The following is a 20612-nucleotide window of genomic DNA, read 5'->3' as shown; positions in this document are numbered from 1 at the left end:
TCACCACCCCCATATGTGCGGCGGCCGGAAAAGCGACTCAACAATGAACCTGCCCCCGGTGAAGGCTATCTCGGCGCGGGTGTAGACGAGCCCGATGTAGGCATCCACGAATGCCACTAAAAACGCCGTGATTAACAGGGTCAGCACGACCACAAAGATGAGCTGGGACGCCATGAACTTCAGAAACGACCTCCGGACTTCTTTTTTATCAATCCCCCTGATTCCCGAGTACAAGCCGATCCTGAGGTACCGTCTGAATGAAAGCGCCGCCAGAACCGCAATGGAGAGCAGGCCGAACAGCGCGAACCACGTTCCCAGTGTGCTGAGGTATCTCCCGAGGATATCGAGGGAGACCGTTTCCGAGTACCCAACGACTGCCAGGTACTCGTTCCGGTATATCTCCTCCAGAACCCGGTGGATTGAGGTGATCCTCGGTATCAGTGCGATTGAGAGGGAGTAGGCGGAGAACGTTATCACCGGTCCGTAGTTCTTCAGCCATCTGAAGTAGTGTCTCGTATCAAAGGGCCGCTCCAGCAAAGAGAGGCCTCTCACGCACGCCCTCTGAAAGAGAGGCCCAACGAACAGGCCGAGCAGGGGAATCAACGCCGTCAGCATCGCGAGGAAGATCGAGAGTCCCCCGTAACCCCTGGCCAAGAGGACGGTCTCGTTTATCCTCGCGTATCCGAGGGCGATGATCACTCCCATGAGCGCGATGGCCGAGGCGATTACCTTTGACGGCAGGTTGAAAGAGGCCGCCCTGTCCGAGATCGCCACGGAAACCAGAACGAGGAGAACCACCGCAAGCTCCGCGGAAACCGGTAGGCCCCTGCCAGTTGTTTCCTCGAAGATCCTGTAGGCGGCTACGGAAACCCCGATTGTCAGCAAAAAGACGGTCGTTTTCTGGATTAGCGTTACCTTGCTGCCTATCCCTCGGAGGGAGAGCACTTCGAGGTCTTTTCTCAGGTCGGAGAACATGCTCGCTCCGGAGTAGATCAGCATGAGGAAGAGCGGCAGGTAGAAGGTAACGAGCAGTCCGCCGAAGAGGCCGAAGAACTTCAAAGTCTGGCTCCCGGAGTTCTTCACGATGGTGAGTATATCCCATCCCTCAAGCTCCGGCCCTATGAGCTTTCCCATCGTGCACCACTTTCCCCGGTTCTCCAAAAGGGTCTGGCTTAGTTTGTACTCCAGCTCCTTGGGTGTTGTGGAGAGCCACGTTCCGTTTACGTAGGCCCAATCATCCCCAAAAACTATCATCGGCCTGTTCCTGCATCTCTCTTCCTGATAGAACTTCACCGTCGAGTTTATTATCCTGTCGGGGATCTCCTTCTTCAGGGTCTTCTCCAAAACCCCGGGATCCCGGTGTACGCTCCGGAAGTTAACCGCGATGTATATGGGAAGTACGTAGCTGCTTGAGTTTATCAGAATTGAGTTTCCGCGCCTGATGCAGGCGTTGACGGCCCATTCCCTCAGCGGGGCCGCCACCTGGACGTACTCAACCTCCTTGTTCTCGAGCAGGGGATACCCCTTAAAGATGCCGTACGCTTTCTTCAGCTCCACACTTCCGTTGAAAACCCTTGAGATCACGTCCCCGGCTGAGATGTTTCCGTTCAGCCTCTCCTTCAGCAGAACTATGGAGGAGCTGGAGAAGTTTCCTCCAAAGCCGAACTCCCTCAGATCTTCGGGGGTCTCGAAGAGGTACACAACGACGTTCACCGTGTGGTTGCCCATCCTCACGGGCTTTAACAGGGACCATGAGAAAGCTATCAGAACGCCGCTTTCCGTGCTGTTGTTTGAAGTTCCCTCCCTGAGATCCTCGATAGCAGTTCTCAGCTCTTCCGTCAGGTTCGTGGAGTTCCTCCCGAAATCAAGCATGATCCTGTAAACTGAGTGGGGGCGGTATTCTTTGAAACCGTATTCGAGGTTCGCGTCGACGAGCGTTCCGACCTGTGAGACGAGGTTAAGCACGATGAGAGAGATTATGAAGACCATTCCTAACAGGAAGCCGAGGCTCTTCTTTTTGAGGAGGATCTTTAGAGCGTGGCGGATCACGGCGCTCACCCGTACGCATCTTCGCTATCCGCAGCCGAAACGCTCCGGCCTCACGAGGTTGTACCAGGCCCAGAACAGCCTGAGGTACTTATCGTCAACCGCTTCGTGATCCTTTGTGTGCATGTCCTCGTACTTCCACCAATCCGCGAGGTACGCCAGCGAGGGCCCGAACAGGGCCTCGGCGTAGGGATCGGCCCGGATTTCATTGTAAACGCGTTTCAGCGTCGCGGCGCTCTTCTCGGGGCTGTAGTTTGCAAAGAGGTAGTCGGGTATCGACCCGTTGGATATGCCCCGGTAGAGGAAGTGGAGCAGGGCCGATCTCGTATCGACAACCCAAGATCCCGAGAACGGCCGGTAGGTATCTGAAACAATTGCCTTCAGCTCCATGCTGAGGTTGTACAGATCCTCGTAGGAAAACTTTGGCTCCCCGTACACCTCAACGGCCTTCTCTTTGTAGGCATCAAAGTTCCTGAGGCGCTCGTTCAGCGCGCAGATATCATCCCTCAGCCCTATGAGGGCCCATCTCTTCTTTGCTGTCATGCCCCCGGCGTCTTCCCTCAGGTCGTTGAGGAGGAGAACCCCGATGAGGTCGCGCCTCGATTCCTCCCTCGCGGAGAGGTTTCTGAACAGTTCAATGTTCTCCCGGGCGGTTTGGTTGAGAACCGTTGCGTTGGTGGTGATTGTCCCGTTGCAGGGATTTGGATCGAGCTTGTCCCAGAGGTGGTTTCCGTTGATCGCTTTGTTGATGGTTGAGTTGGTTTCATAGTCGTTGAATATCTCCAAGAAAATCGAAGGCTTTTCCCGGGAACTACTGGGAGGTTTCGATGGGTTACGACCAATGGAGACGTATCCCACGAGCAGGATGAGAACCAGAAACAGGCCAAGGTAAGCCTTCCTCACAGCCATCACCATCGCTTTTATTACGGCTGGAGTAAAACATGGGCACTTCCCCTAATAAATATTTTGGCCGGCCGTCCCGGGGTCAATGCTATAAACCGCGCCTCCAATCAAGTACGGTGAGCGGTTTGAGGATAAGCCCCATCGAGGAGTTTCCCCGCGACATCGTCCCCATAGAGATCCCGCCCGACGTTGTCATGCTCAGGGGCATAGGCTGGGACTCCAACGTCTACTTAGTCAGAAGCGGTGGAGAGGCCCTAATCGTGGACACGGGGACGGGCGTTAACTGGCACGTCTACGCTGAAATCTGGACGAGAAACGGCTATCTCAGGGGGATAAAGAGGGCGGTGATCTTCAACACGCACGAGCACTTCGACCACGTTGGAGGGAACAGGGCGTTTGGGGAGTGGCTGAAAAGCAGGGGCATCGAAGTCCTTTTCGCGGCCCACGAGATAACCGCCAGAACCCTCGAGCGGGGGGACGACTACGTGATCCTCGGCTACGCCTACGGCAGGCCCTTTGAGCCCCAGACTGTTGATATAAAGCTCAAAGATGGAGACAGAATTAAAATTGGTTCCCTCAGGTTTGAGCTGATCCACACGCCGGGCCACACCGCCGGGAGCGCCTGTCTCTACCTCGACGGCGAGACAAGGGTGATGTTCACGGGCGATACTGTCTTTAACGGAACGGTCGGAAGGGTTGATCTGCCCACCGGGAACGGATGGGAGCTCAGGGAGAGCCTTGAGCGGCTTCTTGAATTTGAGGTGGACTTCGGACTGCCAGGTCACGGAAAGCCGATAACCGAGTGGAGGAAGAACCTGGAGGAAGTGATGGGGCTGGTAGGATGAGGAGGGGCTCGCTGAAGGAGGTTTTGGCCAAGATCAAGCACGATCCCCGGGAGGATGAGAGAGACTACTACATCGTCATCGAGCACCGGGGGGCTTATGGAAACGAGAAGAAGATACCCGTCGAGATGATAGAGCTCGGACACGGCTACTTCTTCATAGGCGAGACGCAGATCCCCTACCACCGCATCATCAGGGTCGTGAAGAAGAACGGAAGGGTCGTGTGGGAGAGGGGAAAGCGGAAGCCCTGATCACTCTACCCTGGCCATGTTGGCCCTCAGTATGGCCCAGCCCGTCGGGGTAAACGCTTCCCTCTCCGCCGAGACGATCAGGTAAAAGCCCCTCTCTATGGCGAGATCCCGCAGATCGAGGAGGAACTTTATGAGGTCCTTCTCCGGGGCTTCGAGGAGCAGGTATTCGGCGCTTTCGAGGAGGATCGCCTTCAGATTCTCGGAGGAAATGCACTCGGCTATGTCCTCCGCCTTATCGAGCAGAAGCCTAGGGGGCAGTGTCTTAACGCCTTCCATCCTCATCGCGCTCTCCGACAGCCAGAGAACCGGAACGTCGCTCTTCATCCACGAGCGGATCTTCTTCGGGTGCTCGCGCGTTATTACCATGCCTTTCTCACCTTCCGCTACGTCGAGGAAGGTGTAGCGCGCCTTTACCCTGTCCTCGAAGAGGTACCCCTCGGGCTCAATGTTCTCAAGGGCGATGCGCCTTTTCTTCATCTGGGATATGAGCTCGTAAACCTTCTTTATCCTCTCGTAGTGTTCGTCCTCCATGAGGGCGAGCTGGGCAAACAGAGCCCTCGCCTCTTCATCCTCCGCCTTGGTGGAGAGTATCTCGTAGGTTCTCTTCGCGAAGAGCTCGCTCTCCATGCAGTACTCCAGGGCGTGGAGGTAGTCCTCGACTTTCTCGAACTCGGGATAGAAGGGCGCCACCTCCACCGGAGGGGCGTCGACCTTAACCGGCTCCTCGTTCGGAAAGACCTTCTTGAAGAGCCTGTAAAGCCTGTCCCTGTGCTCAAGGCTTTCGTCGCTCATCTGGAGAAAGAGCGCCCTGACGCTTGGCCTCTTCGCCTTCTGGGCCAGCTCCGCGTAGTATTTTGCCTCGTCCTCCTCGTTGAAGATCGCGTAGCTCAGGGCCTCCTTGAAGGACAGTGATTTCAGTCTATCAACGATCGTGCTCAGATACTCATCGAGCTGACTGGAGTTGTGATCATCCATCGGCCTCACCGCCGTTATTGGTTTTGAAAACCCTGGAGAAAAGCTTTTCTATCGGGATCAAACCTTCGATGGGGAAGGCCATGATCGACGCTCACGCTCACGTTGAGATGTTCAAGGGAAAAATTCCGGAAGTCGTTGAGGAGAGCAGGAAGAGGCTGAAACTCATCGTCGATTCCATAACCGAGTACAGGAAGTTCCACGTCTGGAAGAGCTGGGAGGCTCTAAAGCCCTACTTCGGTTTCATCCAGCCGACGCTCGGCTACGCGCCGAACGAGGCGAGGAGGGGCAACTGGGAGAAGGTAAAGAGGGTTGAGGAGTTCATACGGGAGCACGCCGGTGAGATAGTGGCAGTCGGCGAGATCGGCCTGGACTTCTACTACGCGAGGACTGAGGCCGAGAGGAAGAACCAGAGGGAGATATTCGCCCACTTCCTGGGTTTAGCAGTTGAGCTGGATCTGCCGGTTGTTCTGCACGCAAGGGACGCCGAGCGGGAGGTTTTCGAGGCAATCGAAAAGGCGGGCGTTAAAGCCTACTTCCACTCCTACAGCGGGCCCGGTGACCTGGCCGTTGAGATCGCCCGGGCAGGGCACGTCGTCGGCATAAACACTGGCATAGACTTCATCCCCGAGGTCAGGAACGCCGCCGAACTCGTTCCGCTTGAGAACGTTCTCGTCGAGACCGACTCGCCGTACATGAGCCCCTACAAGGGGCAGAAAAACTACCCCTGGAACGTGGAATACGCGATCAAACGAATAGCCGAGCTGAGGGGCTTAACTTTTGAGGAGGTTGAGGGGGCAACGGAGGAAAACGTCCTCAGGTTCTTCGAGTTGAGGTGATGGAGATGGTGAAGGTCCCCGAGGTGGAAGAAGTTAAGGCCCTCCTGGAGGAGCTCGGCGAGTCCGGCCTCGTGAGGGCAGTGGACTCGTTCGTTATGCTCAACGAGGGGCTTGAGAGCAAAAAGGGGAAGGAGTTCATAGAGGTCTCAATACTGGGCTTTCTGGAGGGGATCCTGCTCACCCTGAAGACGAGGCACGACGATCCCCGGGTTGGGGAGCTCTACGAGAGGGTCAGGAGGAGAAGGGCCGAACTCGACGAGCTGTTCAGAAAGCCGCGCATTCCCTACCTTGAGGGGTGATCAGCCCTCCGCGAGCAGGAGGCCCAGCTCGTTGTACACCTTAACCCTCTCAAAGCCTTTTCTTTTCAGTGCCTCCACAACATCCTTCAGGATCCTGTTCTGGACGCTTATGGCGAGCATCTGGCAGAAGTGGCATTCCGGGGTGGAGTGGGCCATGAGCATGAAAACGTCCACGCTCCTCTCTTTCACGGTGAGGCCGTAAACGAGCCCCTCCTCGACCACGTTCAGACCGGTCTCGGGGTCTTTGACATCCTCTAAGATTCGGACGACCGCTTTGACATCATCCGGAAGATCCCCTCGGGGACCCCGCCTGGGTCGGGCCTTCGGTTTAAGAAAAGCCAGGAGGGACAATCTACACACGCCCCTCGCTCAGATCCTCCGGCTTGTAGCCCTTTCTGTTCTCGAACTTTCCGACGACGTGGTTGGCCAGGTCGTAGACGTAGACGTTGTCGAACTTGACGAGGGCGAAGCGCTCCATTATGTCGCCGATTATCTTGGAGTAAGCTATCGGGCTCTCGCCGATGATGTTGTACTCGGCGTGGCTCTCGAATCGGAGCCAGATCTTAAGCGTGTCCTCGCTCACCTCAAGACCGGCCACGACGCCTGAGTCAAGGATATCCCCACCGGTAACGGGATCGGTTATCTTTCTCAGCTCCTCGATGACCGCCCTATATGGCTCGGGCCATTTCCTGTCTGGCATATAGATCTTCATGTTCTCACCGGAGGGGGTTTGAAAGGGCAGTTATAAGGCTTTTTGGCCACATCTGTCCACATCAATCCGGCTGAGGTAGAGCTCAAGGCAGATCAGAGTCCCGATCCAGAGGACAATGGAGAGAAAGTAGATGGCGAAGGCGAGCGGACTGCCGTAGCTTATTGCGTTGACGACCGTAAAGGCCACGAAGAGCCACGCTGAGAGCCTCGCTATCTTTCCGTAAGGCTGCGGGACGTACCTGTAAAAGGCGACCGCGTCTATCATCAGCAGGATTGAGAGGGCCGAGAACATGAGCATGGTGTAGAACGCCTTGTGGGCACTAATCCCGATTGAGCCCAGCATTATTGCCACCTGGGCGAGCATCTCAAGCTTGGGCTGGACCAGACCGCTCTCCGAGAGGCTGTACGCTATGAGAACGGGGCCGAACATTACGAGAAAGGCCTCCCACGTGTGATCAACGCTCCGTGAGTACGTGATGAAACCCACAGCCGTCAGGATGCCGCCGATTAAAATGAGGAAGGACAGCCTTCGAGTTCCCAGCCTGAGCTTTTCCACCTTTCGGGTTAGGTCCCACATGAGAATTATTCCAGCCAGCACCAGCGGGCCCATTATAGACATCAGCAGATTGTATTCCAGCATAAGCGCTCATCTCTAAAACAAACGGTGTTGTGGATTTAAACCTTTCCACAGAAATAACGCAAAACGCAAAAAGAAGAAAGGTTTTAAACCTCACTCCAGCGCGACCTCGTTCTCCCAGAGGCCGTGGATGTTGCAGTAGCTGAGCGCGTAGAGCTTGCCCTTCTTGCTCGTCCTGAAGAAGAACACCGCCCTCGGCTCGGTCAGCGGGTCGCTGTGGTTGGTGAAGGCAACCCTGCCGACGAGAATCGGGAAGTTCTCCCCCTCGGGGTGGAAGTAGAGCTCAATCCAAGCGATGTGGTGCTCCGGGGTGTTCGGGTGCGGTATCTCCTTTCCAACGGAGACCTCGACCCTGACGAGGTCGCCCTCCTTCTCGTACTCTATAACGGGGACGTGCTTCTCCCCCTTCCAGTCTCCACTCTTTATGGTTTCGCTCAGCATCTCAACCACCTCACTCTATCTTTTCAAACTGGTCCTTGGGCGCACCGCAGAGCGGGCAGACCCAGTCCTCGGGAAGGTCTTCAAACCTGGTTCCGGGCTCTATCCCATCCTCGGGATCGCCCTCGTCCTCATCGTATATGTAACCGCAGATGAGACATCTCCACTTTGCCAATCCTTTCACCGGTATTGGGTAGGATTGAGCACTTATAAGGTTTGCGGTTCAAACCTGTGAAATGGAAAAACGAAACCTTTAATCGCAGCATTATGTAATTGAACAATTAGCTTTTTATGGTTTTGCTCAATTCTTCAGTCGCCGCCGATGTAGTCGAGGGTCTCCTCGACGAGATCCTCGAAGGCGTCTTCATCGATCTCCTCGATCCTGAGCTCGAACTCCTTTCCGAGGCTCCACCTGATCGCCAGAGGCCCCTTATCCGTCTCGGCTATTATGAGGCCGAAGGGCATGTCACCGGCCCAGTGATGCTTGGCAAAGGTCACCTCAAAGCCCCGCTTTTTCAGTTCCTCCATTATTCTCTCAAAGGTTTTCAGCGGACCCTCGGTGGTTCTCGCAAACCCCGCGTATGGCATGTCCTCACCTCAGTTCTATTCTTCCACTTTAAAGTTTGAGGTTGGAACTTAAAAGGTTTTTGTTCAAAATAGAAAGTTCAGAAGACGGAGTTCAGCCTTCCACCGTCCACGGGGATCATGGCCCCGTTGATGTAAGAGCCGAGGTCGCTGGCGAGGAAGGCAACGAGGTAGCCTATCTCCTCCGGCTCCCCAAGCCTGCCGAGGGGAATGGGCTTCGCGTACTCCGCCAGGGCCTCCTCGACGGTTTTTCCTTCCCTCCTCGCCCTGTCCTCCGCGAGCTGGATCATCCTGTCCGTCCTGATTATGCCGGGCATTATGCCGTTCACAGTTATGCCCTTCGGACCGAGCTCTTTGGCGAGGGTTCTTACTAAGCCGGCCATCGAGATCCTAACTACGTTGCTGAGGGCTATGTTCGGGATCGGTTCCTTTATCGCGACGCTCGTGGAGTAGACTATCCTTCCAAAGCCCTTTCTCTCCATGGCCGGAACCAAAGCCCTGGTCAGGTAAACGGCGGGATACAGAAGCAGCTTAACCGCGTTCTCCCAGTCGCCCATGTCCATCTCCATGAAGTAGCCAGGTCTCGGTCCGCCGGTGGAGAAGAAGAACACGTCCGGCTCGCCTATCTCGGAGAGTTCCCTCACCGTTCGCTCAAGGTCTTCTCTCTTGGTCAGATCGGCCACGATGTAGCTCACGTCAACGCCGCTCTCGCTGAGTATCTTCTCCCGCGCCTTTTTGAGGTTCTCCTCGCTGCGCGAGAGCAGCACAACGTCCGCGCCTGCCCTCGCCAGAACCCTCGCGACCCCGAAGCCGATTCCCTTGCTGGAGGCGGTTGTGAAGGCCAGCCTGCCCGAGAGGTCTATACCTATCATGACCACCACCGTGGAAGGTTGGCGTTCTCTCCTAAAGCTTTTGTGCTAGGTCACCTTCTCCAGCCCATCCTTTTTGACGATGTAGGTGTCCTCGTGCTTTATTGCCCCTTCAGGAATCATGAGCGGGGAATGGATAACGCTCAGGACCATATTCTCGCGAACCCTTTCGGCCCTCGTGGGAACGACTATCGTCGGCATGGGAAGTTCCTCGATGAGCAAACCAACACCGTGGGTGTAACCGGCTATGTAAGAGCCCTCAAAGCCCCTCTCCTGGAAAAATGTGAAGAGCTTCTTCTCAACGGCGTTCAAAGAAACCCCCACCCTCGTTTCTCTGAGGGCGAGTTCGTAAGCTTCTCTCTTGACTTCCATCGCCTTCTTAACTCTCTCGCCGGGCTTACCAACGATGAAAGTCCTCGCGGTGTTGGCGTAGTAGTGGTTCCAGTCGGTTCCGATGACGACGGTAACGACGCCGTTTTCGGGAACCTTCAGGTCGCGGAAAGGCTCGGCGTGGGCCCTTGGAGTCGTTGAGACGTACACTTTAGGCTCTTCGCTCCCGCTGAGCATGAGTTCCCTCGTTATCTCTGCCACTATCTCCAGCTCGCTGACACCGGGCTTTATGACTTCCCCGGCGACCTTCATTCCCTTCCGCGCTATCTTTCCCGCCTTCCTGATGTTCTCCAGCTCCCACTCGTCCTTTATCATCCTCAGGCTCATCGTGAGGTCGAGCACGTCCACTATCTCCACAGTCGGGTTTAGGCGTTCAAATATCTTCAGGAATATCAGGTAGGCGTCCCTCTCGACCCCGAACTCGAGGCCGACCCTCTCCATACCGTTCCTGTGGACCCAGCTGACGACACCGGCCATGAGGTCTTCAACGCGCTGGTACTCAACAACGTTCTCAATCCAGCTCCTCTCTCTGAAAAGCTCAGCCTCACCCTTAACAACAAAAACAAGGGGTTCCCCATCAGCGGGTATGAACAGGCTCGGCCTGAGCCACTTGGTTCCGGTGAAGTATATGAAGCTGGACAGCGTCCTGATGATGGCACCGTCTATCTCGTTCTCTCTCAAAAGCTCCTGAAAGCGCTCAACCCGTTTTTTAAAGATTCCCTCATCCCCGCGCATCTCAATCCCTCCAGTCGAGCAGTCTCTTCTCGCCCTCTATCCTCTTATACTCTCCGATGTCCATCGTAATCTCAAGGGTTCCCAGGTAGTTCCCGTTCCTGTCAAAGAGGGGCACGTACTTGATGTAGACGTACTTCGGGCCAAGCCTGAGCCAGAACGTTGCCTCCCTTTTTCTGCCCTCCTTGAAGGCCCTCAGGATTTTGTTAACGATGTGAACGCTCTTCGGAGGGTGGCAGAGCTGGACCGGCCGTCCGAGAATCGACGGCGTCCTTGTGAATATCCTCTCGCCCGGGGAAAAGAACCGAACGCGGTCATCCTTGTCTATGAAGGTAACGTCAACGGGGAGGACCTCAAATATGGCCTTAAGCTCCTCGACGCTCACGAAGCCCGTGCCGAGGTCGATGTCCCCCTCGCGCCTCAGCTGGCCTTTGTCAAACTCCAGGGGCTGGCCCCTAAGGGCCTGCTGGACCTCCTTTGGAAGGCTTAGCAGTTCCTCCGCGCTCAGCTCCGGGTTAATTTGCCAGGGCTGGAGCGGTTTAACGTCCTCCCCTGGGTCCCAAGCAGGCGGGTTCACCTTGTAGTAGCCAATCTCATCGTCCTGCATTCTTACTGCCTTCCACTCGCCGTCGCTGAGGAGGGCCTTGAGGGTTGGATAGTAGATGTTGTTCTCCCTGAAGACCATATCGCTCAGCGCAAAGGATGCCTCGCCCGCTTTCGCTTTGAAGCGCTCCACGAACTCCTTCCAGGGCATCTCATCCCTCCGGGCCAGAAGTCCGTAAAGGTGCTTTAGCATGAACCTTATCTCGTCGTGTTTCGTCCAGAGGACGGTTGCTATTGCCGTCAAACCCCTCCTCTCAATGTAGGGAAACGTCAGCATCTCGTCGCGGTTGTAGTGGGTGAAGCCGACCTTCCGGAGGTTTCCAACTATCTCCTCCAGAACTCCGAGGATTTCCTCCCTCATGCGCTCATCTCTCGTCGTTGCGAGGGTTCTGGCGTAGAGGTTCAGCATCTCAGCGTCCTTGAGGATTTCCCTGTTTTCCATGTAGCGAACCCAGAGGGGATGCCCCTCGGGAAGTTCCTTCTCCTCCACCTCGTCCGTTCCCTTTACCGCCTCCCTGAAGAGCTCGACGTGAAGATCGCACATCTTAGCGATGTCCTTGGCGGAAACGCCCTCCTTCACGAGCTCCTGCTCGATGATTGGAATTTCAAGGGGAGATATCGAGCTTAGAACTGCCCGGAATTCCTCCTTGAGTTTACTCACATCCTCTCCCCTGTGAATCCTGAGGAGAAGGGCCTTCAGGGCCTCCTTCTTCTGCTCGCGGTTTGAGAGCAATTCGGTCATGATACCACCTTCATGACAAGTGTCATATCAGCACTTTTAAGGATTTCTGGGCAGAACTGTCCAACAAAGGTTATATATTCCACACGTCATTTCACGAGCATGAAGGTCAGCGCCTTCGAAGTTGCCTCGCGCTACGTTTATCCTTCCCTGAGGAGACGCCTCGTGGAACACCTCAGGGAGAAAGGATTAAAGCAGACCGAGATAGCGGAGTTGCTCCACATAACTCAGTCGGCGGTTTCGAGGTATCTCAGGATGGACAGGGGGGCTCTGATAGACGTTTCCAGGTTCGAGGACATCGACGGGGAAATAGCGGAACTCGCCGAACGGATAGTTTCTCAGAGGCCTGGAGAGTACAGAATTCACGCCGAGCTCGTCAGGATTTCACTCGATTTCCTGGGGAAGGGCTACGCGTGCACCTTCCACTCAAAGATTGACCCCGAGGTGAATCCCAGGGAGTGCAGGGTCTGCATAGAGCTGTTCGGCTGAGTGTGAAAACTTTTGAGGTGTTTGGTATGAAAAATAATGGCAAGAAGCTAATCGCCGTGTTGTTCCTGTTCCTTCTGCTCGTGCCCTTAGTTCTCGCGGATGAAAACGAAAAAGAGGACGAGAACGAGTACGATGCCGGCTATACAGCGTTCGCAGTGCTCGGCGTTGTGCTGATTGGCGCGGGCGTTGCCTACTATGCCCTCACAAAGCGGAAGCTCCTGATAAGACACAGGAGAGGCGACAGGTGGGGCTTTGAGATCCAGCCCGAGCACCCGTACGTGACCTTCATAGGTCCCGTATCGCCAATGACGATTCACCACGCCCTGACGATAACGGGAACGGTTCTGGTCTTCGTCCACTTCCTCTCCTGCGGGAACTACGCGGGAATCGGTGGTATAGCGGGTCTTGCTATGGGGATAACTCTCATTGCCCTCAACGCCCTTGGCTTCATTGGCAGGGCGATAAACAGAAAGATACTCGCCCTTGCAAAGGCCGGACGGAAGGAAGAGGTTGCCAGATACGTGAAGATGTACCAGCGCTGGAAGAAGGCCCACATAGCGCTCGCGGTGCTCTTCGCCGTCCTGCTCGCGATTCACCTGAATGCCGTTGATTGAAGAGTTCTGTGGATTTCCGCCGTTAGCGTTTTAATTTTTCTGAGGATTCTTCTCCCGGGTGATGGCATGGACGAGCTGGAGATGATAAGGAGAAAGAGGATGCTGGAACTCATGAAGCGAGCGGGCATGATTGAGGTAAAGCCGAAACGTAAGGTCGTCATCGAGGTCATAACGGCCCCGGGGTGTCCATACTGTCCGATTGCCGTCCAGATGGCCAAAGAGCTCGAACGGAAATATGAGGGTGTCGTGGCGAGAGAACTCAGCGTTGCCACGCCAGAGGGACAGAGAAAGGCCGTGGAGCATAACATCCTCGGAACGCCGACGATACTCATCGACAACAGGGTGGAGTTTATAGGAGTTCCGAACTTCGCGGAGTTCGAGAAGAGGGTTAGAAGGAAACTTGGTCTTTAGGGCTCAAACCGCAGAACGACGAACCTCCCGTAGTCCATAACCCTGCGAAACCCCCTCCGAAGGTAGTAGGAATAGGCCTCCAGTTCGGGGAATGTTATCACATAGGGCACTTTTTCCATCTCTCCAAGCCTCTTGAGGGCGAAGTTGAGGAGTTTCGACCCGTAACCCTTTCCCCTGTGTTCGGGATCAACCATGAAGAACTCCACCAGGCCGGACTTGGAGTCGATTATCTCCTCCGGGACCCACCAAACTTTCTTTCCCCTGAGATTGTAAACCAGCGCCACCGTGCCGGCGATTCTCCCTTCGTCGTCCCTCAGAACGTAGAGTTCGTCGAATTCCTCCCCAAGTCTGAAGCGAAGAAACGGCCGGTAAACCCGCTCAAAACCCTCGAAATCGCCCGGCGAGGGTTTCTCCTCGACCCATTCCAACGCTGGATACGCTCCTCCAGTCCCCCTGTAAACTCTGAAAACGAATTCCAAAAGCTCATCCTCCACATCCGGTGGGTTGGGGACCCTCTCAATCCTCATGCTCTTCCCCTGCCATCCGATAATGAATCGGGATTTTAACGCTTGCGGCGAAAGGTTTATCAATTAGGGTGACCTAATTAAAACGGTGATCGGATGGACTATCTGGACATCGTTGTTCTCGACGAAGATGGAACCGAGAAGCCCCTGAGGGATCTGGTTCTCGGCAGGTGGACGGTTCTCTACTTCTACCCCAAGGACAACACACCCGGCTGTACGACAGAGGCAAAGGAGTTCACCGAGCTCATAGACGAGTTCGAAAAGCTCGGCTTTCAGGTGATTGGCGTCTCAAGGGACTCGCCGAAGAGCCACGCCCGCTTCAAGGAGAGGCACAGCCTGAGGGTCAGGCTAATCAGTGACCCGAACGCTGAACTCCACAGGGCTTTGGGAGCGTGGGGCAAGAAGAAGCGCTATGGACGGGAGTACGAGGGAGCGATTAGGAGCACCTTCATACTGAACCCCGAGGGGAAAATAGTCTGGGAGAAGCGCAACGTCCGCGCGAAGGGCCACGCGGCGAAGGTTTTGGAAGTGGCCAAAGGCCTAATCGGCAAAGAATAGCGGGGGTGGTTTTATGGACGAGCTTGAGGCTTTAGCTCTGGCCCTGGAGGTTGAGAAGGCCGAGATGCGCTTTTACCTCGACCTCGCGAGGAAGACGAAGGACGAGAAAGCTAAGAAGATGTTCCTTTTCCTGGCCAAGGAGGAGGCCGACCACTGGGCGGAGTTCGAGGAGAGGTTCCTTGAGCGCGTTGCCGAGGAGTGCAAGTTGCCGGCAGTAAGCGAAGAGCTCCTTGAAAAGCTTCTCGTCAAAGCCGGGGAGATTGAAAGCGAAGTCGATGCCGTGAGGATTGGGATGGAGCAGGAAAAGCTCACCTGGGAGTTCTACGAGAAGGCCGCGAAGGAAGCAAGGCATGACTCAGTTAAAAGGCTCTTCGAGGAGCTGGCGAGGATAGAGAAGGCCCACTACGAGCTGCTCAAAGCCCAGTACGACGCGGTTATGAAGACAGGCATCTGGATGGACTACCAGGACTTCAGCCTTGAGGTTGATTAGTCAAGGACGACGTTGACGAGGCGAACGTTCCTTCCCACTTTTCTTTTGATGGCCTCGATGATTTCTTCATCGTCGAGGTCCGTAACTTCCTCGCCGTGGATAAGGTTGAGGTGGGGCTTTGTGTTCAGTTCGACCCTCGTCTCCCCATCAAGGGAGAACAGCTCAACGAGGCCGAGCTCCCTGAGAGTGAGCAGGTTGGAGTAAAGCGTCGAAAAACTGACCGTTGGAAATTCTTCCCGGATTCTTGCGAGCACCTCGGTCATCGCCGGATGCTTTGACCCGAGTTCCTCGAGAACCTCAAGGAGTTTAAGCCTCTGAGGTGTCAGTTTGTATCCCCATCTCCTGAGCTCTTCGATGGCTTTTTCCTTCCACATGGTAGGGGCTTTGATTCCCAACTTATAAAGCTACCTATTTAGAAGTAACTTCTAAATAGAAAAGTTTATTAAGTAGAAGCACCAACTGTTATCGGTGAAACCCATGTCGGAACACAACAGAAGACTCGTTGAAAGGGCTGGGCTGGACGTAAACAAGCTTCTGGAGATGCTCTTGAAAGCGGCCGCGGCCGAGTTCACGACCTATTACTACTACACCCTCCTGCGGAACCATTCCGCCGGTCTGGAAGGCGAGGCGATAAAGGAGATAGTCGAAGACGCCCGCATCGAGGACAGAAACCACTTCGAGGCCTTGGTGCCGAGGATTTACGAGCTTGGAGGCGAGTTGCCAAGGGACATACGGGACTTCGTGGAGATGGCCTGGTGCAGCGACGCCTACCTTCCGGAGGAGCCGACCGTTGAGAAAATCCTCGAGGTTCTCCTCCAGGCGGAGCGCTGTGCCGTCGGCGTCTACACGGAGATATGCAGCTACACCTTCGGAAAGGACCCGAGAACCTACGATTTGGCTCTGGCAATACTCCACGAGGAGATTGAGCACGAGGCCTGGTTCGAGGAGCTCCTGACGGGCAAACCGAGCGGCCACTTTAGGAGGGGCGTCCCCGGAGAGAGTCCCTTCGTCTCGAAGTTCCTGAGGTGAAGGTTATTAGGATTGAAAGTGAATTTGAGGTGGTGATACCATGCTCGCGAAATACCCGTTTGAGTTGCCGAAGGGCCGGCCCCTAACGAAGAGGGAAATCGCCCAGGCCCTGCGCTGGGCCATCGAGGCCGAGCTCGACGCGATAAGCTTCTACGAGCAGCTGGCGGAGCATATCGAGGACGAGAAGATTAGGCACGTCTTCCTCGACGTCGCCAACGAGGAGAAGGAGCACTTTGGAGAGTTCCTGGCGGTTCTCTTCGCCGTTGACGAGGAGCTCGCGAAGTACATGAAGGAGGGCTTTGAGGAGGTTGAAGAGGAGACGGGAATAAAGGTGGAGCTTTAATTTCGCTCCTTTCTACTATTTAGCTCGAATTAAGGCCCAACGTGCATCATCTGGTCGTACATCGCCCAGTCGAGGAGGAGCTCGTACTCGGCTTTGAGGTTATAGTAGTGGCCCCACTCCATGTCGCTGAGGTAGCGCATGAGTCTCTTCTTCCTCTCGTCCTCGACCATGTTCTCAAGCTCGGCGTAGAACTTAGCCGCTATCTCCTCGGCCTTCATCGCCCACCGTATTAGGTCGATTATGTCCTCCACCTTATCGAGCTTCCTGGCAACGGGCTGAAGCTCCGGCCCGATGTGCTCCTTTGGAAAGACCACTTCCTTTCCCGGGAAGAACTCGGCGTAAATCTTCCTCAGCAGTTCCTCGTGCTTCTTCTCCTCGCCCGCGAGCCAGCTCACCTTCTCCTTCAGCTCTTCGATGTTTACTCTCTCAGCCAGGCTCTCGTAGAACTTCCTCGCGCCGATTTCGGCCTTTATGGCCATTCCAAGGAGTTCCTCAAGCGAGAATTCCTTAATCCTTTCGAGGGGAAGCCCCTCGTCGAGTTCGGGCGGAGCCATTTCGATCACCAAAAATTAGATCGAAAGAAGAGTTAAAAACAATTTTCATTCGAAGACCACGAACTTTTCGCCCGGCAGACCGCACACGGGACAGCGCTCAGGGGCTTCGTCCACGGCGGTGTAGCCACAGACCGGGCAGATGTAGACCTTCTTCACCTCGATGTCCTCGCCCTTCGCAACCGTCTCCTTGGCCTTCTCGTAAAGCTCGGCGTGGAGCTTCTCGGCCTCGAGGGCGTAGTGAGTGCTCCTGACGGCCTCATTCTCACCCTGGAACTCGGCGGAGTTCTTGTAAACGGGGTACATCTCCTCGACCTCGAATGTCTCGCCCGCTATGGCTTCCTTTAGGTTCTCCTCGGTTTTCCCGAGCTTGCCCAGGGCTATGAAGTGGTTCTTAGCGTGGACGAACTCCGCGTAGGCTATCGCTCTAAAAAGCTTGGCAACCTTTGGAAAGCCCTCCTTCTCGGCCTGCTCGGCAAAAACCAGGTACTTCATGTGGGCCATGCTCTCGCCGGCGAAGGCGTCCTCCAAAAACTTCCTGGTCATGGCTCTCTCCACGGGCATGGAAAACACCGTACTGAGATGGAAGCGAAAGTATATAACACTTTTCGAACCAAGGGGGAGTAAAGCTATTGAGAAGAGAAAGAGAAGCGGAAATCACGAAGCCCACTCGACGAGCTTCCTGACGGCCTCCCTCAGTTTGGCCTCGTCCTCTTCGCTTGGCATTCCCTTGCTCTCGACCGTTGCCACGTGGTCGAACTTGCTCCTCGTTATCAGCGTCTCTATCTTCCTCCCCGCAACCCCGCCCCAGCCGTACGCTCCGACGATTAGGACGGGCTTCTCGTAGTTGGCCTTATCGAGTATCTCGAAGAGTGTGTAGCGTATGCGCGGGTGTATCTCGGCCTCGAAGGTTGAGGCGCCGATGATTATGGCTTCCGCGCTTGGAACCTCGCCGAGGATGTCGCTAACTGCTGGAGCCTCCCTGTCGGTGAAGCGGTAAACTACCGGCTTCTTTCCGAGCTTCTTAAGCTCGTCGAGCACTATCTCCATTCTCCGCTCAACGAAGCCGTACATCGAGTCGTAGACCACGAGAACCTTGTCCTTCTCGGGAACGCCAGCCCCGACGCGCTCGTAGAACTCGAAGATTCTCCTTGGATTGTGGCACCACGCTATTCCGTGCCCGGGCAGGATCATCTTGGCGTCTTCGACGATTCCGAGGTTCTTGAGCTTCTTGATGTTCTGGACGATGTACTTGTGGTAGTGGCCGATAACGGTGACGATGTACTTGGTGACGTAAGGCAGATAGCGCTGAACGACCTCCTCGTCGCTGTCGTCTATCGTCTCTGGAATCGAGTAGCCACCGCCGGCGTCACAGCTGAATATCAGCCTGTCCTCGACGACGTAGGTTATCATCGTGTCCGGCCAGTGGAGCCAGGGGACGGTGATAAAGCGGAAGGTCTTTCCGCCGATGCTCATCTCCTCGCCGTCCTTGACGACCTTGAAGTTCCTAACGACGTCTTTTCCGTAGAAGCCCTCGAGCAGGTTCCTCGCGAAGGCCGTTCCGATGACCTGGGCTCTGTAGCCGTTGGCCTCGAGGACCTTTGGCAGAGCCCCGCTGTGGTCCGGCTCGGTGTGGTGGACGATGATGTGCGTTATTTCCTCCGGGTTCACGAGTTCCCTCAGCTTTTCGAGAAACAGGTCGGCGTAGTCCGCCTTGGTCGTGTCGAAGAGCACAACCGCGTCCTTCAGCTTCATCAGGTATGCGTTGTAGGTTATCCCCTCGGGGATGTACCAGGTTGCCTCGAAGTACTTAATCTCGTCATCGTCAATCCTGATGATGTAGAGCTCCGGGTCGGTGCAGAGCTTCTCAACTCTGGCCTTCACCATGACTATCACCGGTTTTAGTTCGGTTTTCCGAATAAAAAGGTTTTCACGCGAGATGAGAGAGCTTTGGTTTTCGGAACGGCTTTCTCCCAGATATTATACCCTCCGGGAGGAGGGAAATCTATAAGTACCCGGAGGGAGGAGGGAAATCTATAAGTACCCGGAGGGAGGAGGGAAATGGTAGACTGTCCTTCACCCGAAAAGGAATCAGAGAATCTCTTTTATGGCGTTCTCTTAATCGGGTTTATATTCATGTGGTGGGCAATGTACTCACTACCAGAGACCTCAGGAATCGATGGTATTATCTCAACTTTCTTCCCTTATTCCCCTGCATTTGCAATACCCGTTGGATTTTATTACTTGTCTGTATCAAATCCCCAGCTACTTATACCCTGTCTCAAAGAGTGGGGTGTAAAGACAGAGACGGAACTGGAAAAGCTTGAACTTGCTCACAAAAAAGCCTTAGAGTATACAGAAAATGCCTTTAAGTACTCTCTTGAGGGATGGATTTATTCGGGGTTAGTTTTAGCATTCGCAGAGATAGCTCTGTGGAAGGGCTGGCTACATTTAGTAACCCCCAATTTGATAGCTCTACTCCTCGTGTCACTTTTTGGAACCATTGACTTCGTTTTTATAATAGTCTTTTACCTCCGCAAGCGCTCCATCGAGAAAGCCCTCTTCGCAATCCAGCTCAAGAAGAGCGACAAGGCCGAAATCTCAATCAAGATTTAGCTTTTCAATTTTTCAAGCGTTTGTTACTTCACGAACTCCACGTTCTCCATTTCCCTGAATCCCCTATCTCCAGTCAGGAACTTCACGCCCAGGCTCTTGGCCATCACGTAGCCGAGACAGTCTATGAGAGACAGTTTTTTTCCGTTCTTCCTCTCTCTTATTCGAATTTCGGAGGCGAGAACGTAGTGGTGAACCTCCGGAATAACGACTGTAACTGAGCTTTTCATGATTTCCAGTATCTCCTCAGCCTTCTCAACTCCAAAGTCTCTAACGAGGGCATAGGACAGCTCCAAAAGGTTGAATTCTGTCGTGTAAAGCTCCGCCGAAGAGTACTTCTCATAATTTGGATTTCCCTTTAGAATTTCGACGAGAGCGTAGGTGTCGGCGAAGTACTCAGCCATGAACTTCCCTCAGCTCGTCCTTTAGCTGTTGAGCGTCCACACTCCAGTCCTTCAGCAGGCCGAAAATCTCGACCCTAATCCTAACCCTCGCCCGCTCGGGAATGTTAACCTTCTTGAGGGGCTTAAAAACGCCGTTCTCATAGACGGCCTCAACAATTATTCCCATACCTCTCACCAGACCATGTTTGACTTCCCGGTATTTAACCCCTTCGCCCAGTATTATACCCTTCGGGAGAAGGGAAATGATAGGCTGGGCTGTATTTTTGATTGTCGTTGGTGGAGCAAGTTTTGCGTACGGCGTCATGAACTTCCTTGACAGCGGTCACGGGGCCTTGGAAAAAGCACTCTCCTACTACCGTTCGAGTTCTATCTACAGAGACGAATCCGAGCTTCAACATCTTCAGCGAGCCTACAAAGATGTCCTCGCCACTGCAACGAAGGGTTTCCACGAAATAGTCGGAGGGTGGCTCTTGAGCGGTGCCGGGGCTCTGCTTGGCTGGTATGCCATGCTGAACGGCGAATACCTCACAACGTGGAGCGAAGAACTCATGAAGAACGTTCCCGATGTAAAGACCACAGGATACATCATTGATATTGGTTTCATAATCTCGGGGCTTGCCTTTATAATGGTGATACTCTCCTACCTGCGGGTGAGAAACTACGAGAGGGAGCTTCTAGCAATCAGACTTAAGGGCTCTGAGAACGCGGAAATCTCAATTAAGGTTTAGAG

32 protein-coding genes are annotated in these 20612 nt (G+C 54.6%); 13 read left to right on the top strand and 19 right to left on the bottom strand.

From position 1 onward, the window contains the following. Both TAM4_RS03085 and TAM4_RS03080 read right to left on the bottom strand, forming a co-directional pair. On the bottom strand, nt 1-2049 hold the full coding sequence (locus TAM4_RS03085) for a hypothetical protein (RefSeq protein ID WP_014121779.1): 2049 nt from the start codon (nt 2047-2049) through the stop codon (nt 1-3). Nucleotides 2050-2073: 24 nt separating this feature from the next. Continuing rightward, complete coding sequence (locus TAM4_RS03080; RefSeq protein WP_237702119.1) at nt 2074-2955, bottom strand: hypothetical protein; 882 nt, start codon at nt 2953-2955, stop codon at nt 2074-2076. 119 nt (nt 2956-3074) lie between these two features. Here TAM4_RS03080 and TAM4_RS03075 point away from each other — a divergent pair, with 119 nt between their 5' ends. Beyond that, entirely contained in the window at nt 3075-3794 is a 720-nt protein-coding gene (locus TAM4_RS03075; protein ID WP_014121777.1) for an MBL fold metallo-hydrolase, read from the top strand. After that, a complete protein-coding gene (locus TAM4_RS03070; protein WP_014121776.1) occupies nt 3791-4042 on the top strand; it encodes a DUF504 domain-containing protein in 252 nt (83 codons plus the stop codon). The genes TAM4_RS03075 and TAM4_RS03070 overlap by 4 nt, the downstream gene beginning before the upstream one ends. On the opposite strand, the gene TAM4_RS03065 is transcribed toward TAM4_RS03070, so the two are convergent. Then, nucleotides 4043-5017, bottom strand: a complete 975-nt coding sequence (locus TAM4_RS03065) for a ferritin family protein (protein ID WP_014121775.1) — start codon at nt 5015-5017, stop codon at nt 4043-4045. Between the two features lie 80 nt (nt 5018-5097). Here TAM4_RS03065 and TAM4_RS03060 point away from each other — a divergent pair, with 80 nt between their 5' ends. Then, on the top strand, nt 5098-5853 hold the full coding sequence (locus TAM4_RS03060) for a YchF/TatD family DNA exonuclease (protein WP_048149824.1): 756 nt from the start codon (nt 5098-5100) through the stop codon (nt 5851-5853). A gap of 5 nt (nt 5854-5858) precedes the next feature. Next, nucleotides 5859-6152 carry a DUF3216 domain-containing protein gene (locus tag TAM4_RS03055; RefSeq protein WP_014121773.1) on the top strand — a complete coding sequence of 98 codons (294 nt, stop codon included), beginning with the start codon at nt 5859-5861 and terminating at the stop codon, nt 6150-6152. Here TAM4_RS03055 and TAM4_RS03050 read toward each other — a convergent pair whose 3' ends face one another. The 9 genes from TAM4_RS03050 to TAM4_RS03010 form a co-directional block, all read right to left on the bottom strand. After that, nucleotides 6153-6512, bottom strand: coding sequence for an iron-sulfur cluster assembly protein (locus tag TAM4_RS03050; protein ID WP_371136994.1), 360 nt, complete (start codon nt 6510-6512; stop codon nt 6153-6155). Continuing rightward, the gene (locus TAM4_RS03045) at nt 6505-6864 is read right to left on the bottom strand and encodes an iron-sulfur cluster assembly protein (RefSeq protein ID WP_014121771.1); all 360 of its coding nucleotides are present in this window, start codon (nt 6862-6864) and stop codon (nt 6505-6507) included. The genes TAM4_RS03050 and TAM4_RS03045 overlap by 8 nt, the downstream gene beginning before the upstream one ends. 30 nt (nt 6865-6894) lie before the next feature. Next, nucleotides 6895-7503: a hypothetical protein gene (locus TAM4_RS03040; RefSeq protein WP_148258594.1), complete on the bottom strand. Its 609-nt coding sequence runs from the start codon at nt 7501-7503 to the stop codon at nt 6895-6897. Between the two features lie 90 nt (nt 7504-7593). Beyond that, nucleotides 7594-7941, bottom strand: coding sequence for a class II SORL domain-containing protein (locus tag TAM4_RS03035; RefSeq protein ID WP_014121769.1), 348 nt, complete (start codon nt 7939-7941; stop codon nt 7594-7596). 10 nt (nt 7942-7951) lie between these two features. After that, entirely contained in the window at nt 7952-8113 is a 162-nt protein-coding gene (rd, locus tag TAM4_RS03030; protein WP_014121768.1) for a rubredoxin, read from the bottom strand. Between the two features lie 134 nt (nt 8114-8247). Further along, nucleotides 8248-8526, bottom strand: coding sequence for a hypothetical protein (locus TAM4_RS03025; protein WP_014121767.1), 279 nt, complete (start codon nt 8524-8526; stop codon nt 8248-8250). 77 nt (nt 8527-8603) lie between these two features. Beyond that, nucleotides 8604-9395 (bottom strand): SDR family oxidoreductase, encoded by a 792-nt coding sequence (locus tag TAM4_RS03020; RefSeq protein ID WP_014121766.1) that lies wholly within the window; start codon nt 9393-9395, stop codon nt 8604-8606. Between the two features lie 45 nt (nt 9396-9440). Further along, the gene (locus tag TAM4_RS03015) at nt 9441-10517 is read right to left on the bottom strand and encodes a Xaa-Pro peptidase family protein (protein ID WP_014121765.1); all 1077 of its coding nucleotides are present in this window, start codon (nt 10515-10517) and stop codon (nt 9441-9443) included. A gap of 1 nt (nt 10518) precedes the next feature. Next, nucleotides 10519-11859, bottom strand: coding sequence for a DUF438 domain-containing protein (locus TAM4_RS03010; RefSeq protein ID WP_014121764.1), 1341 nt, complete (start codon nt 11857-11859; stop codon nt 10519-10521). Between the two features lie 99 nt (nt 11860-11958). Between TAM4_RS03010 and TAM4_RS03005 the strand changes: the two genes are divergently transcribed. From TAM4_RS03005 to TAM4_RS02995, 3 genes are all read left to right on the top strand, one after another. Next, nucleotides 11959-12345: a transcriptional regulator gene (locus tag TAM4_RS03005; RefSeq protein WP_014121763.1), complete on the top strand. Its 387-nt coding sequence runs from the start codon at nt 11959-11961 to the stop codon at nt 12343-12345. A gap of 26 nt (nt 12346-12371) precedes the next feature. Next, on the top strand, nt 12372-12959 hold the full coding sequence (locus tag TAM4_RS03000; protein ID WP_014121762.1) for a hypothetical protein: 588 nt from the start codon (nt 12372-12374) through the stop codon (nt 12957-12959). Nucleotides 12960-13025: 66 nt separating this feature from the next. Beyond that, nucleotides 13026-13370 (top strand): thioredoxin family protein, encoded by a 345-nt coding sequence (locus tag TAM4_RS02995; protein WP_014121761.1) that lies wholly within the window; start codon nt 13026-13028, stop codon nt 13368-13370. On the opposite strand, the gene TAM4_RS02990 is transcribed toward TAM4_RS02995, so the two are convergent. Continuing rightward, nucleotides 13367-13897: a GNAT family N-acetyltransferase gene (locus TAM4_RS02990; protein WP_014121760.1), complete on the bottom strand. Its 531-nt coding sequence runs from the start codon at nt 13895-13897 to the stop codon at nt 13367-13369. The two genes, TAM4_RS02995 and TAM4_RS02990, sit on opposite strands and share 4 nt — an antisense overlap. A 93-nt stretch (nt 13898-13990) precedes the next feature. On the opposite strand from TAM4_RS02990, the gene TAM4_RS02985 reads away from it, so the two are divergent. Continuing rightward, nucleotides 13991-14452: a peroxiredoxin gene (locus tag TAM4_RS02985; RefSeq protein WP_014121759.1), complete on the top strand. Its 462-nt coding sequence runs from the start codon at nt 13991-13993 to the stop codon at nt 14450-14452. Between the two features lie 13 nt (nt 14453-14465). Next, nucleotides 14466-14942 carry a ferritin family protein gene (locus tag TAM4_RS02980; protein ID WP_014121758.1) on the top strand — a complete coding sequence of 159 codons (477 nt, stop codon included), beginning with the start codon at nt 14466-14468 and terminating at the stop codon, nt 14940-14942. Here the strand turns inward: TAM4_RS02980 and TAM4_RS02975 are convergent. Beyond that, nucleotides 14939-15316: a transcriptional repressor gene (locus tag TAM4_RS02975; protein ID WP_014121757.1), complete on the bottom strand. Its 378-nt coding sequence runs from the start codon at nt 15314-15316 to the stop codon at nt 14939-14941. The genes TAM4_RS02980 and TAM4_RS02975 overlap by 4 nt on opposite strands. Before the next feature lie 103 nt (nt 15317-15419). On the opposite strand from TAM4_RS02975, the gene dps reads away from it, so the two are divergent. Further along, complete coding sequence (gene dps / locus TAM4_RS02970; RefSeq protein WP_014121756.1) at nt 15420-15971, top strand: DNA protection during starvation protein; 552 nt, start codon at nt 15420-15422, stop codon at nt 15969-15971. A 40-nt stretch (nt 15972-16011) separates the two neighbouring features. Continuing rightward, nucleotides 16012-16314 (top strand): ferritin family protein, encoded by a 303-nt coding sequence (locus TAM4_RS02965; protein ID WP_014121755.1) that lies wholly within the window; start codon nt 16012-16014, stop codon nt 16312-16314. Between the two features lie 29 nt (nt 16315-16343). Here TAM4_RS02965 and TAM4_RS02960 read toward each other — a convergent pair whose 3' ends face one another. The 3 genes from TAM4_RS02960 to TAM4_RS02950 all read right to left on the bottom strand — a co-directional run bounded on the left by TAM4_RS02960 (nt 16344) and on the right by TAM4_RS02950 (nt 18752). Next, a complete protein-coding gene (locus TAM4_RS02960) occupies nt 16344-16868 on the bottom strand; it encodes a ferritin family protein (RefSeq protein ID WP_014121754.1) in 525 nt (174 codons plus the stop codon). Nucleotides 16869-16913: 45 nt separating this feature from the next. Then, nucleotides 16914-17429, bottom strand: coding sequence for a rubrerythrin family protein (locus TAM4_RS02955; protein ID WP_014121753.1), 516 nt, complete (start codon nt 17427-17429; stop codon nt 16914-16916). Nucleotides 17430-17522: 93 nt separating this feature from the next. Further along, nucleotides 17523-18752, bottom strand: coding sequence for an FprA family A-type flavoprotein (locus TAM4_RS02950; RefSeq protein WP_014121752.1), 1230 nt, complete (start codon nt 18750-18752; stop codon nt 17523-17525). A gap of 174 nt (nt 18753-18926) precedes the next feature. Between TAM4_RS02950 and TAM4_RS02945 the strand changes: the two genes are divergently transcribed. Then, nucleotides 18927-19481 (top strand): hypothetical protein, encoded by a 555-nt coding sequence (locus TAM4_RS02945; protein ID WP_048149818.1) that lies wholly within the window; start codon nt 18927-18929, stop codon nt 19479-19481. Nucleotides 19482-19504: 23 nt separating this feature from the next. Here TAM4_RS02945 and TAM4_RS02940 read toward each other — a convergent pair whose 3' ends face one another. Together TAM4_RS02940 and TAM4_RS11595 are read right to left on the bottom strand one after the other, a co-directional pair. Next, entirely contained in the window at nt 19505-19882 is a 378-nt protein-coding gene (locus TAM4_RS02940; RefSeq protein ID WP_014121750.1) for a PIN domain-containing protein, read from the bottom strand. Next, complete coding sequence (locus tag TAM4_RS11595; protein ID WP_014121749.1) at nt 19875-20048, bottom strand: antitoxin family protein; 174 nt, start codon at nt 20046-20048, stop codon at nt 19875-19877. Before TAM4_RS11595 ends, TAM4_RS02940 begins: the two co-directional genes overlap by 8 nt. Before the next feature lie 76 nt (nt 20049-20124). Here TAM4_RS11595 and TAM4_RS02935 point away from each other — a divergent pair, with 76 nt between their 5' ends. Then, complete coding sequence (locus TAM4_RS02935; RefSeq protein ID WP_048149815.1) at nt 20125-20610, top strand: hypothetical protein; 486 nt, start codon at nt 20125-20127, stop codon at nt 20608-20610. Nucleotides 20611-20612: the final 2 nt, after the last annotated feature.

Source organism: Thermococcus sp. AM4 (assembly GCF_000151205.2).
Taxonomy (GTDB): domain Archaea; phylum Methanobacteriota_B; class Thermococci; order Thermococcales; family Thermococcaceae; genus Thermococcus.
Note: the sequence above shows the minus strand (reverse complement) of the source record. Positions and strands in the feature narration are given on the sequence as shown.

Coding starts and splice junctions, on each gene's coding strand:
- TAM4_RS02935 (WP_048149815.1), top strand. CDS start 20,125: ATGATAGGCTGGGCTGTATTTTTGATTGTCGTTGGTGGAGCAAGTTTT.
- TAM4_RS03000 (WP_014121762.1), top strand. CDS start 12,372: ATGAAAAATAATGGCAAGAAGCTAATCGCCGTGTTGTTCCTGTTCCTT.
- TAM4_RS03070 (WP_014121776.1), top strand. CDS start 3,791: ATGAGGAGGGGCTCGCTGAAGGAGGTTTTGGCCAAGATCAAGCACGAT.
- TAM4_RS11595 (WP_014121749.1), bottom strand. CDS start 20,048: ATGGGAATAATTGTTGAGGCCGTCTATGAGAACGGCGTTTTTAAGCCC.
- TAM4_RS02975 (WP_014121757.1), bottom strand. CDS start 15,316: ATGTGGAAGGAAAAAGCCATCGAAGAGCTCAGGAGATGGGGATACAAA.
- TAM4_RS03045 (WP_014121771.1), bottom strand. CDS start 6,864: ATGAAGATCTATATGCCAGACAGGAAATGGCCCGAGCCATATAGGGCG.
- TAM4_RS02945 (WP_048149818.1), top strand. CDS start 18,927: ATGGTAGACTGTCCTTCACCCGAAAAGGAATCAGAGAATCTCTTTTAT.
- TAM4_RS03065 (WP_014121775.1), bottom strand. CDS start 5,017: ATGGATGATCACAACTCCAGTCAGCTCGATGAGTATCTGAGCACGATC.
- TAM4_RS02965 (WP_014121755.1), top strand. CDS start 16,012: ATGCTCGCGAAATACCCGTTTGAGTTGCCGAAGGGCCGGCCCCTAACG.
- TAM4_RS03055 (WP_014121773.1), top strand. CDS start 5,859: ATGGTGAAGGTCCCCGAGGTGGAAGAAGTTAAGGCCCTCCTGGAGGAG.
- TAM4_RS02955 (WP_014121753.1), bottom strand. CDS start 17,429: ATGCCCGTGGAGAGAGCCATGACCAGGAAGTTTTTGGAGGACGCCTTC.
- TAM4_RS02940 (WP_014121750.1), bottom strand. CDS start 19,882: ATGGCTGAGTACTTCGCCGACACCTACGCTCTCGTCGAAATTCTAAAG.
- TAM4_RS02950 (WP_014121752.1), bottom strand. CDS start 18,752: ATGGTGAAGGCCAGAGTTGAGAAGCTCTGCACCGACCCGGAGCTCTAC.
- TAM4_RS02960 (WP_014121754.1), bottom strand. CDS start 16,868: ATGGCTCCGCCCGAACTCGACGAGGGGCTTCCCCTCGAAAGGATTAAG.
- TAM4_RS02985 (WP_014121759.1), top strand. CDS start 13,991: ATGGACTATCTGGACATCGTTGTTCTCGACGAAGATGGAACCGAGAAG.
- TAM4_RS03060 (WP_048149824.1), top strand. CDS start 5,098: ATGATCGACGCTCACGCTCACGTTGAGATGTTCAAGGGAAAAATTCCG.
- TAM4_RS03010 (WP_014121764.1), bottom strand. CDS start 11,859: ATGACCGAATTGCTCTCAAACCGCGAGCAGAAGAAGGAGGCCCTGAAG.
- TAM4_RS03040 (WP_148258594.1), bottom strand. CDS start 7,503: ATGCTGGAATACAATCTGCTGATGTCTATAATGGGCCCGCTGGTGCTG.
- TAM4_RS03035 (WP_014121769.1), bottom strand. CDS start 7,941: ATGCTGAGCGAAACCATAAAGAGTGGAGACTGGAAGGGGGAGAAGCAC.
- TAM4_RS02995 (WP_014121761.1), top strand. CDS start 13,026: ATGGACGAGCTGGAGATGATAAGGAGAAAGAGGATGCTGGAACTCATG.
- TAM4_RS03005 (WP_014121763.1), top strand. CDS start 11,959: ATGAAGGTCAGCGCCTTCGAAGTTGCCTCGCGCTACGTTTATCCTTCC.
- dps (WP_014121756.1), top strand. CDS start 15,420: ATGTCGGAACACAACAGAAGACTCGTTGAAAGGGCTGGGCTGGACGTA.
- TAM4_RS02990 (WP_014121760.1), bottom strand. CDS start 13,897: ATGAGGATTGAGAGGGTCCCCAACCCACCGGATGTGGAGGATGAGCTT.
- TAM4_RS03080 (WP_237702119.1), bottom strand. CDS start 2,955: ATGGCTGTGAGGAAGGCTTACCTTGGCCTGTTTCTGGTTCTCATCCTG.
- TAM4_RS03025 (WP_014121767.1), bottom strand. CDS start 8,526: ATGCCATACGCGGGGTTTGCGAGAACCACCGAGGGTCCGCTGAAAACC.
- TAM4_RS03015 (WP_014121765.1), bottom strand. CDS start 10,517: ATGCGCGGGGATGAGGGAATCTTTAAAAAACGGGTTGAGCGCTTTCAG.
- TAM4_RS03020 (WP_014121766.1), bottom strand. CDS start 9,395: ATGATAGGTATAGACCTCTCGGGCAGGCTGGCCTTCACAACCGCCTCC.
- TAM4_RS02980 (WP_014121758.1), top strand. CDS start 14,466: ATGGACGAGCTTGAGGCTTTAGCTCTGGCCCTGGAGGTTGAGAAGGCC.